Origin of the sequence: Burkholderia anthinoferrum, from assembly GCF_002925705.1 — a bacterium.
GTDB classification, from domain to species: domain Bacteria; phylum Pseudomonadota; class Gammaproteobacteria; order Burkholderiales; family Burkholderiaceae; genus Burkholderia; species Burkholderia semiarida.
In genome coordinates, this window is the sequence record NZ_LFZP01000027.1 from 1 (window position 1) to 16,426 (window position 16,426).

At 68.6% G+C, this 16,426-nt stretch carries 12 protein-coding genes and 1 tRNA gene; 9 read left to right on the forward strand and 4 right to left on the reverse strand.

The annotated features are described in order from the left end of the window. Nucleotides 1-426, forward strand: a 426-nt coding sequence (locus C5F75_RS07140; RefSeq protein WP_146075172.1) for an aminotransferase class III-fold pyridoxal phosphate-dependent enzyme, incomplete at its 5' end; no start/stop codon positions are given. A 115-nt stretch (nucleotides 427-541) separates the two neighbouring features. Here C5F75_RS07140 and C5F75_RS07145 read toward each other — a convergent pair. Next, nucleotides 542-616, reverse strand: a tRNA-Val gene (locus tag C5F75_RS07145). 99 nt (nucleotides 617-715) lie between these two features. Continuing rightward, nucleotides 716-1,618, reverse strand: a complete 903-nt coding sequence (locus tag C5F75_RS07150; protein WP_104012019.1) for a LysR family transcriptional regulator — start codon at nucleotides 1,616-1,618, stop codon at nucleotides 716-718. Between the two features lie 172 nt (nucleotides 1,619-1,790). On the opposite strand from C5F75_RS07150, the gene C5F75_RS07155 reads away from it, so the two are divergent. From C5F75_RS07155 to C5F75_RS07165, 3 genes are all read left to right on the forward strand, one after another. Beyond that, nucleotides 1,791-3,542: an acyl-CoA dehydrogenase family protein gene (locus C5F75_RS07155; protein WP_104012020.1), complete on the forward strand. Its 1,752-nt coding sequence runs from the start codon at nucleotides 1,791-1,793 to the stop codon at nucleotides 3,540-3,542. Next, nucleotides 3,539-4,741 carry a CaiB/BaiF CoA transferase family protein gene (locus tag C5F75_RS07160; RefSeq protein WP_104012021.1) on the forward strand — a complete coding sequence of 401 codons (1,203 nt, stop codon included), beginning with the start codon at nucleotides 3,539-3,541 and terminating at the stop codon, nucleotides 4,739-4,741. The genes C5F75_RS07155 and C5F75_RS07160 overlap by 4 nt, the downstream gene beginning before the upstream one ends. 158 nt (nucleotides 4,742-4,899) lie before the next feature. Then, nucleotides 4,900-6,312, forward strand: coding sequence for an MFS transporter (locus tag C5F75_RS07165; RefSeq protein ID WP_059583393.1), 1,413 nt, complete (start codon nucleotides 4,900-4,902; stop codon nucleotides 6,310-6,312). A 216-nt stretch (nucleotides 6,313-6,528) separates the two neighbouring features. On the opposite strand, the gene C5F75_RS07170 is transcribed toward C5F75_RS07165, so the two are convergent. Both C5F75_RS07170 and argA read right to left on the reverse strand, forming a co-directional pair. Further along, nucleotides 6,529-6,804 carry an oxidative damage protection protein gene (locus C5F75_RS07170; RefSeq protein WP_006478357.1) on the reverse strand — a complete coding sequence of 92 codons (276 nt, stop codon included), beginning with the start codon at nucleotides 6,802-6,804 and terminating at the stop codon, nucleotides 6,529-6,531. A gap of 53 nt (nucleotides 6,805-6,857) precedes the next feature. Beyond that, nucleotides 6,858-8,237, reverse strand: a complete 1,380-nt coding sequence (gene argA, locus C5F75_RS07175; protein ID WP_059583282.1) for an amino-acid N-acetyltransferase — start codon at nucleotides 8,235-8,237, stop codon at nucleotides 6,858-6,860. 23 nt (nucleotides 8,238-8,260) lie between these two features. On the opposite strand from argA, the gene hrpA reads away from it, so the two are divergent. The 5 genes from hrpA (at nucleotide 8,261) to C5F75_RS07200 (ending at nucleotide 16,403) form a co-directional block, all read left to right on the forward strand. Continuing rightward, nucleotides 8,261-12,481 carry an ATP-dependent RNA helicase HrpA gene (hrpA, locus tag C5F75_RS07180; RefSeq protein WP_104012022.1) on the forward strand — a complete coding sequence of 1,407 codons (4,221 nt, stop codon included), beginning with the start codon at nucleotides 8,261-8,263 and terminating at the stop codon, nucleotides 12,479-12,481. A 174-nt stretch (nucleotides 12,482-12,655) separates the two neighbouring features. Beyond that, complete coding sequence (locus C5F75_RS07185; protein WP_059583285.1) at nucleotides 12,656-13,645, forward strand: YVTN family beta-propeller repeat protein; 990 nt, start codon at nucleotides 12,656-12,658, stop codon at nucleotides 13,643-13,645. A 16-nt stretch (nucleotides 13,646-13,661) separates the two neighbouring features. Further along, the gene (locus C5F75_RS07190; protein ID WP_059583286.1) at nucleotides 13,662-14,636 is read left to right on the forward strand and encodes a sterol desaturase family protein; all 975 of its coding nucleotides are present in this window, start codon (nucleotides 13,662-13,664) and stop codon (nucleotides 14,634-14,636) included. A 127-nt stretch (nucleotides 14,637-14,763) separates the two neighbouring features. Further along, nucleotides 14,764-15,591, forward strand: a complete 828-nt coding sequence (locus tag C5F75_RS07195; RefSeq protein WP_059583288.1) for an EI24 domain-containing protein — start codon at nucleotides 14,764-14,766, stop codon at nucleotides 15,589-15,591. Then, complete coding sequence (locus C5F75_RS07200; RefSeq protein ID WP_059583289.1) at nucleotides 15,588-16,403, forward strand: competence/damage-inducible protein A; 816 nt, start codon at nucleotides 15,588-15,590, stop codon at nucleotides 16,401-16,403. The genes C5F75_RS07195 and C5F75_RS07200 overlap by 4 nt, the downstream gene beginning before the upstream one ends. Nucleotides 16,404-16,426: the final 23 nt, after the last annotated feature.

Sequence of the window (16,426 nt, forward strand, 5' to 3'; positions counted from 1 at the left end):
AACCACGGCCTCACGTATTCGGGCCACCCGGTGGCGGCGGCCGTCGCGGTCGCGAACCTGAAGCTGCTGCGCGACGAGGGAATCGTCGAGCGCGTGAGGACCGATATCGGCCCGTATTTCCAGCGCCGGCTGCGTGACGCGCTGGGCGATCATCCGATCGTCGGGGAGATTGCCGGGGCAGGGCTCGTCGCGGGCGTTCAGCTTGCGCGCGATCGTGAGCGGCGCGAACGGTTCGATGCGAGTGTCGATATCGGCACGATCTGCCGCGACTTCTGTTTCAACGGCAACCTGATCATGCGCGCGACCGGCGACCGGATGCTACTGTCGCCGCCGCTCGTGATTCGCGAGGCGGAGGTCGACGAGATCGTCGACAAGGCGAGGCGTGCATTCGATGCGACGGCGCAGCGGGTGGGGGGCGTGCGGTAAGGCGTTACCTGCGAGCGGACGCGGCGGCGCATGACGTGGCGCCGCGTCGTGCAGGACACGCGCGACGCCAAAACGAAAAGGGCCTGCGTCGTGAGGCGCAGGCTTTTGAATTCTTTGGTGGGCGGTACTGGGATCGAACCAGTGACCCCTGCCGTGTGAAGGCAGTGCTCTACCGCTGAGCTAACCGCCCAAAGAAGAATCAAATTATGTCAGAGCTTTTTGGGTTCGTAAAGCCCTTTGTGCAAATTTTTTTCAAACAGCTGCCAACGCCATTGCACGCGCCGCGCGCTCAGCCCGCGAGCGCGGGCAGCGCATCGATCGATGCGAGCACGTAGCCGGCAAAGCGCAGCGCCACCGGTTCGGCGGTGCCGCTGCGTTTCAGCGCGAGCGTGCGCGATTCGAGCGACGCATCCTTCAGCGGCAGGAACGCGAGCCGATCGCTTTTCGCCCGCTGCAGCACCTGCGGCACCAGCGCGATGCCCATTCCGAACTCGATCATCGACAGGATCGTCTGCCATAGCCGTGCCTCGTGGCGGATCAGCGGACTGAACCCCGCGTTCACGCACTGCGCGATGATCAGGTCGTGATAGTGCGGCGCGGCGTCGCGCGGAAACAGGATGAACGGTTCCGTCGCGAGCGTGGCGAGCGCGACCTGCCTGCGCCGCGCGAGCGGATGCGCGGCCGGCAGGCAGCACACGAACGGCTCCGCATAGACGGGCGCCGATTCGACGTCGGGCGGGAAGTGGCCCCAGTGCGCATAGCCGAGATCGATCTGGCCGCGCTGGATCGCCTGCACCTGCGCGTGCGTGTTCATCTCGCTCAACACGACCTCGACGCCCGGATAGTCGGCCTCGAAGCGCCGCACCGCGTCCGGCAGCCCGCGATACAGCATCGAGTGGACGAAGCCGATCCGCAGCCGGCCCGCGAGCCCCGACGCGGAGCGCACCGTCAGGCGCTCCGCTTCGTCCGCCTGCAGCAGCAGCCGGCGCGCCTCGCCGAGCAGCACCTCGCCCGCGTTGGTCAGCGCGACCGTCTTGTTGGTGCGCGAGAAGAGCTGCACGCCGAGTGCGTCCTCGAACTTGCGGATGTCGAAACTCAGCGCCGGCTGCGAGATGAACAGGCGCTTCGCCGCGCGCCCGAAATGCAGCTCCTCGGCAACGGCCACGAAGTAGCGCAACTGCCTCAGTTCCATGGTGTCTCCTCCCGGCGGCGGCATCGATAAGCGACATCTATCGTACCGGACAAATCCTGTATTGGACGCTTATCGATCGCGCGCCTACGCTCTGCGGGAGGCTTGACGCAGGGCCGGCCGGTGCTGCGGCACCCGGCCCGGCCAATGCGCGGGCAACCCAGGAGACGCACGCATGAACGATACCGCTCGCACGCCGGACACCGGCGCATCCAATATCCCCGACAGCCGGGGCCTCAATTTCTTCACCGTCGATCCCGATCTCGGCGCGTTGCTGAAGCTGCATCTCGGCGACGCGTGCTATGCCGAACTCGAGCCGCGGCTGCGCGCGCTCGGCGCCCGCGTATCGGGCGAACTCGACGAATGGGCGTCGCGCGCGGACAAGCGTCCGCCCGTGCTCGAGCACCGCAATCGGCGCGGCGAGGCCGTGCAGCGGATCGACAAGGATCCGGCCTACGTCGCGCTCGAACGCGTCGCGTATGCGGAACTCGGGCTCGCGTCGCTCAGCCACGGATCCGAAACCGTGCCGCCGCTCGTCAAGTACGCGCTGACGTTCCTGTTCGTGCAGGCGGAATTCGGGCTGTGCTGCCCGGTCAGCATGACCGATTCGCTGACGCGCACGCTGCGCCGCTTCGGCGATCCGGCGCTCGTCGCGCGCTACCTGCCGAGGCTCGCGTCGCGCGACTTCGACACGCTGTACCAGGGCGCGATGTTCATGACCGAGCAGGCGGCCGGCTCCGACGTCGGCCGGATCGCGACGCGCGCGACCCGCGAAACCGACGCGCACGGCGACACCGTCTGGCGCCTGACCGGCGACAAGTGGTTCTGCTCGAACGCGGACGCCGATCTCGCGATGGTGCTCGCACGGCCCGACGGCGCGCCGGACGGCATCAAGGGCCTCGCGCTGTTCCTGCTGCCGAAGACGCTGCCGGACGGCACGCGCAACCGCTACCGGATCGTGCGCCTGAAGGACAAGCTCGGCAGCCGTTCGATGGCGAGCGGCGAGATCGTGCTCGAAGGCGCGCAGGCTTGGCTGATCGGCGAGATTGGCCGCGGTTTTCACCAGATGGCCGACATGATCAACATGTCGCGGCTGTCGAACGGCGTGCGCGCGGCGGGGCTGATGCGGCGCGCGCTGAACGAGGCGCTGCACGTCGCCGCGCATCGCGAGGCGTTCGGGCGCAAGCTGATCGAGATGCCGCTGATGCAGCGCCAGTTGATGAAGATGCTGCTGCCGGCCGAAGCCGCGCGCGCGATGTTCATGCAGATCGCGTTGCTGTTGCCGCAGGCCGACGCGGGCGACGAGCAGGCGGCGCGCTGCGTGCGGATCCTGACGCCGCTGATCAAGTTCCGCGCCTGTCGCGACGCGCGCCGCGTGACGGGCGACGCAATGGAAGTGCGCGGCGGCACCGGCTATATCGAGGAATGGAGCGACGCGCGGCTCGTGCGCGACGCGCACCTCGGTTCGATCTGGGAAGGCACGAGCAACATCGTCGCGCTCGACGTCGCACGCGCCGCGCAGCGCGAGCATGCGCTCGACGCGCTGCGCACGTTCCTCGGCGATCGTCTGGGCGCGGCGCCGCTGCCCGACGCGAGCCGCACGGCGCTGCGGCGCATCCTCGCGCGGGCGTGCGATGCGCTCGCGAGGGTGGCCGGAGAAGGCGACGACGCGCGCGTGCGGCAGGCCGCGTCCGCGCTGTATTACGCGAGCGCGGCCGTGCTGATGGCCTGCGAGGGCGCACGGCTCGCACCGGATTTCAGGCGTCTCGCGCTCGCGCACCTGATCGTGCGTCACAAGCTGCTGCCGGTCGATCCGCTCGCGCCGGCGCCGCGCGACGACGAATCGGCCGCGTCCGACGCGCTGCTGCGCGGCCTGCCGGTCGCGCTCGACACGGCCCTCGACCTGCTGCCGGAGGTCGAGCGATGAACGCGACGCGTGGCGCACTGGACGGCCTGAAGGTCGTCGACCTGAGCCGGGTGCTCGGCGGCCCGTATTGCACGCAGGCGCTCGCCGATCACGGCGCGACGGTGGTCAAGATCGAGCCGCCCGCCGGCGACGAGACGCGCGGCTGGGGGCCGCCGTTCCTCGGCGACACGGCCTGGTACTTCATGGGCGTGAACCGCAACAAGGAAGGGCTCGCGCTCGACCTGTCGCGCGAAGAAGGGCGCGCGATCCTGTGGCGCCTGCTCGAAGAAGCCGACGTGCTCGTCGAGAACTTCAAGCCGGGCACGCTCGCGCGCTGGGGGATGGACTACGCACGCGACCTGCAGCCGCGCTTTCCGCGCCTGATCCACTGCGCGGTGACGGGCTTCGGCGACGACGGCCCGCTCGGCGGGCTGCCGGGCTACGACGCGGTGATCCAGGCGACGGCCGGGCTGATGAGCGTGAACGGCGAACGCGACGGCGACGCGACCCGCATCGGCCTGCCGATCGTCGACATGGTCACGGGGCTGAACGCACTCGCCGGCATCCTGCTGGCGCTCGCGGAGCGCGAGAAGAGCGGGCGCGGGCAGTCGATCGACGTGGCGCTGTACGACTGCGGCGTGTCGCTGCTGCATCCGCACCTGCCGAACTTCTTCGGGTCGGGCCGCGTGCCGGAACGCAGCGGCAACGCGCATCCGAACATCGCGCCGTACGACAGCTACCGCACGGCGACCGTGCCGATCTTCCTCGCGGTCGGTAACGACCGGCAGTTCGCGCGGCTCGTCGCGCATCTCGGCGCACCGGCGCTCGCCGGCGATCCGCGCTTCGTCGACAACCGCAGCCGCTGCGCGCATCGCCCGGAGTTGAAGGCCGAACTGGAAGCGCGGCTCGGCGCGCACGCGTGCGAGCCGCTCGCGCGCGACCTGATGGCGGCCGGTGTGCCGTGCGGGCCGGTGCGCACGGTGGCCGACGTCGCGCACGATCCGCATGCGCTGCATCGCGAGCTGTTCGTCGAGATCGGCGCGTATCGCGGCACCGCGTCGCCGGTGAAGCTGTCGCGCACGCCGGCCACCTACCGGTCGGCGCCGCCCGCGCTCGGCCGCGACACGCGCGCGGTGCTCGATCGGCTCGGCGTCGATCGCGCGCTTCAGCAGCAATTGCTCGATGCCGGCGTGCTGAAGGTCGGGCCGCACGAGACGTGACGGGCCGAGGGCGCCCGCAAACGAACGTCGTCCCGAACGGACCGACGCCGACATCAAGCAACGCAACGTAGCGCAACCCCGCCAGCCGGCGGCGCAAGGCCGGCCCTCCGGCAACGCGCGCGACCGTCGCGCCGCCGATCACAAACATGGAGACATCGATGAGCCGTCCGCAATCCCCGCCCGCCGCGCAGCCGCGGCCTGGCCGCGCCGCCCTCGCGGCGTTCGTCGGCACCACGATCGAGTGGTACGACTTCTACATCTACGGCACGGCCGCGGCGCTCGTGTTCGGCAAGGTGTTCTTTTCCAGCACGATGGACCCCGGCGTCGCGACGCTGCTCGCGTTCGTCACGTTCTGGGCCGGCTTTGCCGCGCGGCCGCTCGGCGGGATCGTGTTCGGGCATCTCGGCGATCGCGTCGGCCGCAAGACGGCGCTCGTGATCACGCTGGTGATGATGGGGCTCGCGACGACCGGCATCGGGCTGCTGCCCGGCTATGCGTCGATCGGCGTGTGGGCGCCCGCGGGCCTCGTCGTGCTGCGCGTGCTGCAGGGCATCGCGGTCGGCGGCGAGTGGGGCGGCGCGGTGCTGATCGCGAGCGAGAATGCGCCGAAGCATCGCAGCATCCTGTATGCGGCGTTCGCGCAGCAGGGCTCGCCCACCGGCAACCTGCTGGCCACGGCCGCGTTCTTCGCGCTGAGCGCGCTGCCGACGCCGTCGTTCCTGATGTGGGGCTGGCGCATTCCGTTCCTGCTGTCGGCCGTGCTCGTGATCATCGGGATGGTGATCCGGCTGAAGCTCGAGGAATCGGTCGACATGCAGCGCGTGCTCGCGCGCAAGCGCACGGTGAAGCTGCCGCTGCGCGACGTCGTGCGCGACCACTGGGTCGTCGTGCTGCTCGCGGCCGGCACGCTGCCGGTGATCAACGTCACGTATTTCCGCAGCACGTTCGCGCTGTCGTGGGCGACCAAGGAACTCGGTTATGCGCAGGGTACGTTCCTCGGCATCCTGTCGATCTCGCTCGTCGTGCAGTTCCTGATGCAGCCGGTCGGCGCATGGTTCGTGTCGAAGGTCGACATGCGGCGCGCGATGTGCTGGATTCTGATCCCGGAAATCGTGCTGATGCCCGTGATGTTTCATGCGCTCGCGACGGGTTCGTACTGGGTCGCCGTCGCGGGCATGTGCATCTCGACGATTCCGTCGGCGATGTTCTACGGCGCGGTCGGCGGCGTGCTCGCGCGCGTGTTCCCGGCCAACATCCGCTACACGGGCCTGTCGCTCGCGTATCAGTTGAGCGCGCTCGTCGTCGGCGGCGGCACGCCGGTGCTCGCGCAGGCGATCCTCAATGCGACGGGCAGCATCGTCGGCGTCGCGATCGCGTCGGGTCTCTATGCGCTCGTGTCGCTTGTCTGCATGGTGGCGCTGCTCAATCGCACCGGACATCGCGCCGACGAACTGTCGAGCGCCGAGCGCAGCGATGCGGCCGAGTGGGGCACCGAGCATACGGGCGCAGGGAACCCGGGCGGCGAAGCCGCGCCACCCGACGATCGCGGCACGTTGAAACCCGCGGGTTGAGCCGGCAGGCCGGCGCGATGCGCCGAGGCGGCGGCGCGGCGATTCCGCGGCATCGGGCGCCGGGCGGGCCGCGCGTCTTGTTTGCCTTCGCTCGCGCCAGATCAGGCGTCCCAAAAGCAAACGGCACCGTGCGATACACGGTGCCGTTTGCTTGGGGCTTTTGCTTCACCTCGCGACGCCGCCGGCATGGCCGGCCGTCGCGAGTCGCGTCGTCGCTCAGCCTTCCGTCGGCGGTACGTAGCCGGACGCCTGGTCCGCGCCGTCGCCGAAGAAGTACTTCTCCGTCTGCTTCATCAGATACTGGCGCGCGCGCGGGTCGGCCATGTTCAGGCGGTTTTCGTTGATCAGCATCGTTTGCTGCTTGAGCCAGCCTTGCCACGCTTCCTTCGAGACGCTCTCGTAAATGCGCTTGCCGAGTTCGCCCGGCAGCGGCGGGAAATCGAGGCCTTCGGCTTCCTTGCCGAGCTTCGCGCATTGGATCATTCGAGCCATCGTGTACTTCTCCTGTAATCGGTGTCTGGGGGGAAGGGCAGTCGTGCCGGTGCTCAGAGCTGCTTCATCAGCACGAGCGACTTGCGCTGCCAGTTATAGAGTTTGCGGCGGTCTTCCGGCAGGTCGTCGACGCTGACCTTGACGAAGCCGCGCTTGAGGAACCAGTGCTCGGTGCGCGTCGTGAGCACGAAGATGTGCGTGAGGCCGCGCGCGCGGGCGCGCTGCTCGATGCGCTTGAGCAGGCGTTCGCCGTCGCCCGAGCCCTGCGCTTCCGGCGCGACCGTCAGGCACGCCATCTCGCCGATCTTCTCCTGCTGGTACGGGTACAGCGCCGCGCAGCCGAACAGCACGCCATCGTGCTCAATCACCGAGAAGTGGTCGATGTCGCGTTCGATCTGGTGGCGGCCGCGCCGCACCAGCGTGCCGTCCGATTCGAGCGGCTCGATCAGCGACAGGATGCCGCCGACGTCGTCCGGCGTCGCTTCGCGCAGGCTTTCGAGGTTCTCGTACGAGATCATCGTGCCGACGCCGTCGTGCAGGAACAGTTCGAGCAGCATGCTGCCGTCGAGCGATTGCGGAATCAGGTGCGCGCGGGTCACGCCGCCGCGGCACGCGCGGATCGAATGCTTGAGGAAGAATGCGTCGTCGCCCTGGATGTTGCCGGAATCGAGCAGCTCGGCGGCCGCGTCGAGCGACATTTCGCGGACCAGGTCGCCTTCGTCGTCGACGATGCCGGGGCCTTCGGTCAGGAAGATGATCTTGTCGGCGCGCAGCGCGATCGCGGCCGCCGACGCGACGTCCTCCATCGACAGGTTGAACGCCTCGCCGGTCGGCGAGAACCCGAGCGGCGACAGCAGCACGAGCTTGCGGCTCGCGAGCGAATGACGGATCGATTCGGCGTCGATCTTGCGCACGATGCCCGTGTGCGCGAAATCGACTCCATCGAGAATCCCCACCGGCCGCGCGGTCACGAAGTTGCCCGACACGACGCTGATGTGCGCGTGCGCCATCGGCGAGTTCGGCAGACCCTGGCTGATCGCGGCCTCGATGTCGAGACGCACTTCACCGGCCGCTTCCTTCGCGGATTCGAGCGCGCGCGCATCGGTGATGCGCAGCCCGTGCGAAAACTCGGATTCGACACCGTGCAGGCTCAACTGCTCCTCGACCTGCGGGCGCGAGCCGTGGACCAGCACGATCTGGATGCCCATCGCCTGCAACAGCGCGATGTCCGATACGAGCGCGTTCAGCAGCCCCTGCTGCACCACCTCGCCGCCGAACCCCACGACGAACGTGCTGTTGCGGAACTTGTGGATATAGGGCGCGACGGAGCGCATCCAGTCGACGAACTGCGCGTGGCTGGCGGCCGAATCGTCGGCGGCCGGCGGCGTCGCGGCGCCGGTCTGGGCGGGAGGGAGGTCGGTTTGGGAATTCATGGGCGGGATTATAATGCGCCCCCATGTCGAATGTTTCTAAAAGTCCCGCGCCGACGCGGGCCAATACGCCGTCGGCGAAGCACCCGGATGGTGCGGCCGACGTGCGCGAGCAGCCCGGCCAGCCGCCGCGCCGGCAGCAGGACAAGCCGGCGGGCACGCCGGCACATGCGCCGCGCGGGCCGCGCAATGACGAACGGCGCGGCGACGCGCGCCAGCCGGCCGCGAAGGGCGCGCCGCAGGCCGCGGGCGAGCGTGCCCCGCGCCGCGAGCGTGCGCCGCGGGCCGCCGTCGCACCGAACCCCGTCCCGCCGATCACATACCCCGAAAGCCTGCCCGTGTCGGGCAAGCGCGACGAAATCGCGCGCGCGATCGCCGGCCACCAGGTCGTCATCGTCTGCGGTGAAACGGGCTCGGGCAAGACCACGCAGTTGCCGAAGATCTGTCTCGATCTCGGCCGCGGGCTCGGCGCCGGCGGCACGGGCCTGATCGGCCATACGCAGCCGCGGCGCCTGGCCGCATCGTCCACCGGCCGCCGGATCGCCGAGGAACTCGGCACGCCGTTCGGCGAGGTGGTCGGCTACAAGGTGCGCTTTACCGACAATCTCGCGCCGGGCGCGTCCGTGAAGCTGATGACGGACGGCATCCTGCTCGCCGAGACGCAGACCGACCCGTTGCTGAAGGCGTACGACACGCTGATCATCGACGAGGCGCACGAGCGCAGCCTGAACATCGACTTCCTGCTCGGCTATCTGAAGGAGATCCTGCCGCGGCGGCCGGACCTGAAGCTGATCGTCACGTCCGCGACGATCGACGCCGACCGCTTCGCGCGCCATTTCGGCACCGACGAACGCCCGGCGCCCGTGATCGAGGTGAGCGGGCGGCTGTATCCGGTCGAGATGCGTTACCGCCCGGTGGCCGAGGATCGCCCGGCGGTGAAGAACGCGGAAGGCACGGGCGGCCGCGATCGCGTGAAGACCGCGCGCGAGGCCGAGCGCGACCTGATGGACGCGATCGTCGACGCAGTCGACGAGCTGTGCCGCGAAGGCCCCGGCGACGTGCTGGTGTTCCTGCCCGGCGAGCGCGAGATCCGCGAGGCGGCCGAGGCGCTGCGCAAGCACCATCCGCCGCATACCGAGATCCTGCCGCTGTTCGCGCGGCTGTCGGCGGCTGACCAGGACAAGGTGTTCAAGGCGTCGAACGCGCGCCGCATCGTGCTCGCGACCAACGTGGCCGAAACCTCGCTGACGGTGCCGGGCATCCGCTACGTGGTCGACACCGGTCTCGCGCGCGTGAAGCGCTATTCGTACCGGAACAAGGTCGAGCAGCTGCAGGTCGAGTCGATCTCGCAGGCGGCCGCGAACCAGCGCGCGGGCCGTTGCGGCCGCGTGGCCGACGGCGTGTGCATCCGCTTGTACGAGGAAAGCGACTACCAGGCGCGCGCACGCTTCACCGATCCGGAAATCCTGCGTTCGTCGCTCGCGTCGGTGATCCTGCGGATGAAGTCGCTGCACCTGACGGCGATCGAATCGTTCCCGTTCCTCGAACCGCCGCCCGGCCGCGCGATCGCGGACGGCTACCAGTTGCTGAACGAGCTCGGCGCGGTCGACGACGACAACGCGCTGACGCCGCTCGGCTGCGAGCTCGCGCGGCTGCCGCTCGACCCGCGCGTCGGCCGGATGATTCTGGCCGCGCGCGACCAGCAGTCGCTGCGCGAGGTGCTGATCATCGCGAGCGCGCTGTCCGTGCAGGATCCGCGCGACCGCCCGATCGAAGCGCAGGAGCAGGCCGACCAGGCGCACCGCCGGTTCGCCGACGAGCGCTCCGAATTCCTGCAGTGGCTGAAGATCTGGGCGTGGTTCGAGGAAGCCGTCGCGCACAGGAAGTCGAATCGCCAGCTCGTCGACGCCTGCCGGCAGAATTTCCTGTCGCACCTGCGGCTGCGCGAGTGGCGCGACGTTCATTCGCAGCTGCTGACGGTCGTGCGCGAGCACGGCTGGCGACTCAACGAAGTCGAGGCCACCTACGAACAGATTCATCTGGCCCTGTTGACGGGCCTGCTCGGCAACATCGGGATGAAAGCGGATGACGATCCGCATTACCTCGGCGCGCGCGGCATCAAGTTCTACCTGTGGCCCGGCTCCGCGCTCGCGAAGAAGGCCGGCCGCTGGGTGATGGCGGCCGAACTCGTCGAGACGAGCCGGCTGTACGCGCGATGCCTCGCGAAGATCGAGCCCGAGTGGGTCGAGAAGGTCGGCGCGCATCTGCTGAAAAAATCGCTGTCGGAGCCGCACTGGGAAAAGCGCCCGGCGCAGGTGAGCGCGTTCGAGCGCGCGACGCTGTACGGGTTGCCGATCTACCACCGGCGGCGCGTCGCGTTCGGCAAGCAGGACCCGGCGCGCGCACGCGAATTGTTCATCCGCGGCGCGCTGGTCGAGGGCGAATTCGACACGAAGCTGCCGTTCTTCGCGCACAACCGCAAGCTGCTCGCCGACATCGAGCAGCTCGAACACAAGTCGCGCCGCCAGGACGTGCTGGTCGACGACGAGCTGATCTACGCGTACTACGACCATGCGATTCCGGAAGGCATCCATACGGGCGCCGCGTTCGAGCGCTGGTATCGCGACGAGGTGAAGAAGGCCGGCCAGCCCGACGACAAGCAGCGGCTGCTGTACCTGTCGCGCGACGACCTGATGCGCCACGAGGCGGCCGGCGTGACGACCGATCTGTTCCCGAAGCGCGCGACGATGGCCGGCGTCGAGATGGCGCTCACGTATCACTTCGAGCCCGGCACGCCGCGCGACGGCGTGACGCTCGCGGTGCCGCTCTTCGCGCTGAACCAGGTCGATGCGCGCCGCTGCGAGTGGCTCGTGCCGGGGATGCTGAAGGAAAAGGTGCAGTTGCTGTTGAAGTCGCTGCCGCAGAAGCTGCGCCGGCACTGCGTGCCGCTGCCCGAGTACGCGGCGGGCTTCGTCGAGCGGATGGGGCGCGAGCGCTTTGGCGCGGGCGGGCTCGTCGAGGCGCTGATCGCCGACGTGCGCGGCGAGACGCAGGTCGCGATGAAGTCGGCCGATTTCAAGCTCGAGACGTTGCCCGCGCATCTGTTCATGAATTTCAAGGTGATCGACGAGCACGGCCGCCAGCTCGCGATGGGGCGCAATCTCGCGCAGCTTCGCCAGGAGCTCGGCGCGCAGGCGCAGCAGCAGTTCCAGAAGATCGCGGCGGCGTCGACGCTCGCGCCGGGCGGCGACGCCGGCGCGGGCGATGCAGTCGGCGCGCCGGCGCCGGCCGCCGCGCAGGCTTCGGCCGCGAAGGGCGGCAAGCCGGGCAAGGGCGCCGCGCCGCAGACGGCCGCCCCACGGATGGCCGCCCCGACGGAAACCGGCGCGACGGCGTTGTACGAGAACCTGACGACGTGGAATTTCGGCAAGCTGCCCGAGCTGCTGGAAATCCGCCGGCGTGGCCAGACGCTGTACGGGTATCCGGCGCTCGTCGACCGCGGCACGCATTGCGACGTCGAGGTGTTCGATTCGCCGGAGGAGGCCGCGCGCATCCACCGGGCCGGCTTGCGGCGGCTGTTCGCGCTGCAGTTGAAGGAGCCGATCAAGTTCCTGGAAAAGAACCTGCCGGGCCTGCGCGAGATGGCGATGCAGTACATGTCGCTCGGCACGCAGGACGAGTTGCGCGACCAGTTGATCGACACGGCGCTCGACCGCGCGTGCCTGCAGGACCCGCTGCCCGACGACGACGCGAGCTTCCACACGCGCCGCGACGAGGGCAGGAGCCGGCTGAACCTGCTCGCGCAGGAAATCGCGCGGCTCGTCGGGCAGATCCTGGCCGAATACGCGGGCCTCGTGAAGAAGCTCGCGCAGGCGAAGCCGTTCGCGCAGGCCCATGCCGACCTGCAGCAGCAACTGGCCGCGCTGGTCGGCAAGCGCTTCGTGATCGACACGCCTTACGCGCAGCTTGCGCATTTCCCGCGCTATCTGAAGGGCATCGCGCTGCGGATCGACAAGCTGAAGGCCGATCCGGCGCGCGACGCGAAGCAGTCGACCGAGCTGCTGCCGCTCGTCCAGCAGTACCAGCGCGCGGTGTCGCAGCGCGGCGGCGTCGCCGATGCGCGGCTCGCGGAATTCCGCTGGCTGCTGGAGGAACTGCGGATTTCGCTGTTCGCGCAGGAACTGCGCACGCCGATGCCGGTCTCTGTCAAGCGTCTGCACAAGGTCTGGGAGTCGATGCAGCGCTAGCGCGACATCGGTCGGCCGGGCCTGCACGGGCAGCCCAGGCCTGCGCCGCGGCGGCCCGTGCGGCCGCCCGGCGTGCGGCAAGGTGGCGCAAAAGCGGCGCAATCCCGGCATGGGTCAACCGGAGGGGCCCGCCGAACGTTCTACAATCACTGCTGTTCCACGACGTGAGTCTTCATGCGCACTTTCCTTTCCTTCGGCCGCACGCTTGCGCTGGCCGCCGCCGTGCTGGCGCCCGCCGCACACGCGAATAACGTGATCGTCCTCAATTCGGCCGAAGCGACGCTTTCCCTGATCGACCAGCAGACCCGCGAAGTCGTTTCCACGATGCCGACCGGCAAGGAACCGCACCATTTGATGGCGACGCCCGACAATGCATCGCTGATCGTCGCGAATTCGGTCTCGAACAGCCTGATGTTCCTCGATCCGAAGACGGGCAAGCTGCAGCGCACCGTCGAAGGGATCGACGATCCTTACCAGCTTGGCTTCTCGCCCGACCGCAAGTGGTTCGCGGCGGCCGGTTTGCGGCTCGATCGCGTCGACATCTACGGCTACGACGGCCGCGACCTGAAGCTCGTGAAGCGCGTGCCGCTCGCGGTGATGCCGAGCCACCTCGCGTTCACGAAGGACAGCAAGACGCTGCTCGTGTCGCTGCAGGTGTCCGGCGAGATCGCGGCGATCGATCTGCCGACGCAGACGGTCAAGTGGAAGATGAAGGTCGGCAAGGTGCCGGCCGGCCTGTGGCTCACGCCCGACGACAAGTTCCTGCTGGTCGGGATGACCGGCGCGGATTACGTCGCAGTCGTCGACTGGCGCAACCAGAAGGTCGTCAAGCAGATCTACACGGGCAAGGGCGCGCACAACTTCCGCTCGCTCGCCGACGGCACGCACGTCGCGGTCACCAACCGCGTCGCGAACACGATCAGCATCATCGACGAGAACGCGCTCACCAACGTCGGCGACATCACCGGCCTGCTGCCGGGCCCCGACGACATGGAGCTGTCCGCCGACAAGAAGACGCTGTGGGTGACGTTCCGTTTCGCGAAGAAGGTCGGGATCATCGATCTGGCCTCGCGCAAGCTGGTGCAGACGATCGCCGTCGGCCGCTCGCCGCACGGCATCTACTTCTACGACCGCGCGCCGTGGAAGGCGGCGAACGGCGCGTGACGGGCGGAGGCGGACGATGCTGCACCTGATCGACGCGTTCGTGTCGGACATCCAGACCTGGCTGTACGTCGACGTCGTGCAGCCGCTCCTCTTCAAGTTCAACCTGATGGACTACGACGAGGACACCTACGACGCGCTGTACTGGGTGATCATCGGCGCGCTGCAGATGGTGCTGATGTTCGCGCTGCTGCGCCCGCTCGAGGCGCTGCTGCCGGTCGAGCGCTGGAAGAACCGCCGCGCGGTGCGGGTCGACGTGATCTACACGGCGATCTCGAAGCTCGGCATCTACACGCTGTTCTTCTTCTTCGCGCTGCAGCCGGTGTTCGACAACTTCCAGGCGTGGCTGCGCCTGCATGGCGTGTCGAACGTCAACCTCGACTACCTGTGGCCGGGCGTGACCTCGCAGCCGATCGTCGCGTTCGCGATCTACCTCGTCGTGCTCGATTTCGCCGGCTACTGGTATCACCGCTGGCAGCACAAGTTCGGCATCTGGTGGGAGCTGCACGCGGTTCATCACAGCCAGCGTCAGATGTCGCTGTGGTGCGACGACCGCAACCACCTGCTCGACGACGTGATCCAGTCGTGTTTCTTCGCGGCGATCGCGCTCGTGATCGGCGTGACGCCGTCGCAGTTCGTCGTGCTGACCGCGGTCACGAACTTCCTGCAGAGCATCCAGCATACGAATGCGCGGCTGTCGTACGGCCGCATCGGCGAGCGCCTGCTCGTCAGCCCGATCTTCCACCGCCGGCACCATGCGGTCGGCTACGGCCACGAAGGCACCAAGTACGGCTGCAACTTCGGCGTGCTGTTCCCGTGGTGGGACATGATGTTCGGCACCGCGTCGTGGAACCGCACGGTCGAGCCGACCGGCATCCGCGAGCAGGTCGAGGGCGTGTCCTACGGCGACGGCTTCTGGTCGCAGCACGGCCTGGCGTTCGTGCGGATCTTCCGGCGCCTGTTCCCCGCGAAGCGCGGCGCGGCGTCGGCCTGATCCCGATTCCGGCCTGTCTCCCGTCGAGCGACGCTTCCACGCGGCCCGCAGGCGCTTTGGCGCAGGCGGGCCGTGTGGTTTATCCTTTCCCCGTTTTTCTCCGTCAATCCACACTCCATAGGCTCGCATGAACGACTTGCTGCGTTCCTTCGTCCGGGCGCTCGCCAGCGCGCTGCACCCGCGCATGCTGTGGCTCACGCTGATGCCGTTCGTCGTCTCGGCGCTGCTGTGGGGCGCCGTGCTGTGGTTCTCGTGGCAGACGCTGATCGACGTCGCGCGCGGCGCGCTCGACGGGTTCGTGCTGACGGCCGCGCTGTATCGCGCGTTCGATGCGATCGGCATGTCGCAGCTGCACGCGGTCGTCGCGCCGTTCGTGGTCGTGTCGCTCGCGATTCCGCTGATCGTGCTGACCGTGCTGCTGCTGATCGCGACGATCTCGATGCCGGTCGTGATCAAGCACCTGTCGAACCGGCAGTTCGCGGCGCTTGAGCCGAAGCGGGGCGGCACGTTCTTCGGCAGCGTGGTCAATTCGCTCGGCGCGGCGATCGTCGGCGTCGTGCTGCTCGTCGTCACGATCCCGCTGTGGCTGATTCCGCCGTTCTTCGCGCTGCTGCCGCCGGTGATCTGGGGCTGGCTCACGTATCGCATGATGACCTACGACGCGCTCGCGCTGCACGCGAGCCGCGACGAGCGCCGCGCGCTCGTGCGCCGGCATCGCTGGCCGCTGATCGGCATCGGCGTCGCGACCGGGCTGCTCGGCACCGTGCCGACCTTCGTGTGGGTTTCGTCGGTCTGGATGATGGTGCTGTTCCCGTTCGTCGCGGCCGCCATGATCTGGGTATACGCTTTCATCCTCGTCTTCTCGGCGCTGTGGTTCGGGCACTACTGCCTGCGCGCGCTGGAGGACCTGCGCGCCAGCGCGCGCGCCACCGCAATCGACATGGGGCAGGCATGAGCATCGGCATCATCATCATCGGCGACGAAATCCTTTCGGGCCGCCGGCAGGACAAGCATCTGGCGAAGGTCATCGAGCTGCTCGGCGCGCGCGGCCTCGCGCTCGACTGGGCCGAATACGTCGGCGACGATCCGGCGCGCATCACCGCGACGCTCGCGCGCGCGATCGCGTCGGGCGACATCGTGTTCTCGACGGGCGGGATCGGCGCGACCCCCGACGACCATACGCGCCAGTGCGCGGCCGCCGCGCTCGGCGTGCCGCTCGAGCTGCATCCGGAAGCGAAGGCGCTGATTTCGGAACGCATTCGCGAGACGCACGCCGACCCGGCCACGCCGGTCGATTTCGAATCGCCGGAGAACCAGCATCGATTCAACATGGGCGTGTTTCCGGCGGGCGCGACGATCATCCCGAACGGCTACAACCGGATTCCCGGCTTCTCGGTCGGCCATCTCCACTTCGTGCCGGGCTTCCCGGTGATGGCGTGGCCGATGATCGAATGGGTGCTCGATACGAAGTACGCGCATCTGCATCACGCGACGCCGCATGCCGAGCGCTCGCTGGTCGTGTTCGAGTTGCCGGAATCGACGCTGACGCCGCTGATGGAGAAGATCGAGCGCGATTTCCCCGGCGTGCGCGTATTCAGCCTGCCGAGCGTCGGCGACGCGGAGCGCGGCGGCATCTACGCGCGCCGTCACATCGACCTCGGCGTGAAGGGCGAGCCGGAAGCAGTCGCGGCCGCGTTCGTGAAGCTGCGCGAAGGCGTGCACCTGCTCGGCGGCGACGTCGTCGAGCCCGATACGCCGCGCGCCTGAGCGGCCTGCAACGGGGCCGTACC

Coding starts and splice junctions, on each gene's coding strand:
- argA (WP_059583282.1), bottom strand. CDS start 8,237: ATGAATTCCCAAACCGACCTCCCTCCCGCCCAGACCGGCGCCGCGACG.
- C5F75_RS07165 (WP_059583393.1), top strand. CDS start 4,900: ATGAGCCGTCCGCAATCCCCGCCCGCCGCGCAGCCGCGGCCTGGCCGC.
- C5F75_RS07160 (WP_104012021.1), top strand. CDS start 3,539: ATGAACGCGACGCGTGGCGCACTGGACGGCCTGAAGGTCGTCGACCTG.
- C5F75_RS07190 (WP_059583286.1), top strand. CDS start 13,662: ATGCTGCACCTGATCGACGCGTTCGTGTCGGACATCCAGACCTGGCTG.
- C5F75_RS07195 (WP_059583288.1), top strand. CDS start 14,764: ATGAACGACTTGCTGCGTTCCTTCGTCCGGGCGCTCGCCAGCGCGCTG.
- hrpA (WP_104012022.1), top strand. CDS start 8,261: ATGTCGAATGTTTCTAAAAGTCCCGCGCCGACGCGGGCCAATACGCCG.
- C5F75_RS07150 (WP_104012019.1), bottom strand. CDS start 1,618: ATGGAACTGAGGCAGTTGCGCTACTTCGTGGCCGTTGCCGAGGAGCTG.
- C5F75_RS07170 (WP_006478357.1), bottom strand. CDS start 6,804: ATGGCTCGAATGATCCAATGCGCGAAGCTCGGCAAGGAAGCCGAAGGC.
- C5F75_RS07200 (WP_059583289.1), top strand. CDS start 15,588: ATGAGCATCGGCATCATCATCATCGGCGACGAAATCCTTTCGGGCCGC.
- C5F75_RS07185 (WP_059583285.1), top strand. CDS start 12,656: ATGCGCACTTTCCTTTCCTTCGGCCGCACGCTTGCGCTGGCCGCCGCC.
- C5F75_RS07155 (WP_104012020.1), top strand. CDS start 1,791: ATGAACGATACCGCTCGCACGCCGGACACCGGCGCATCCAATATCCCC.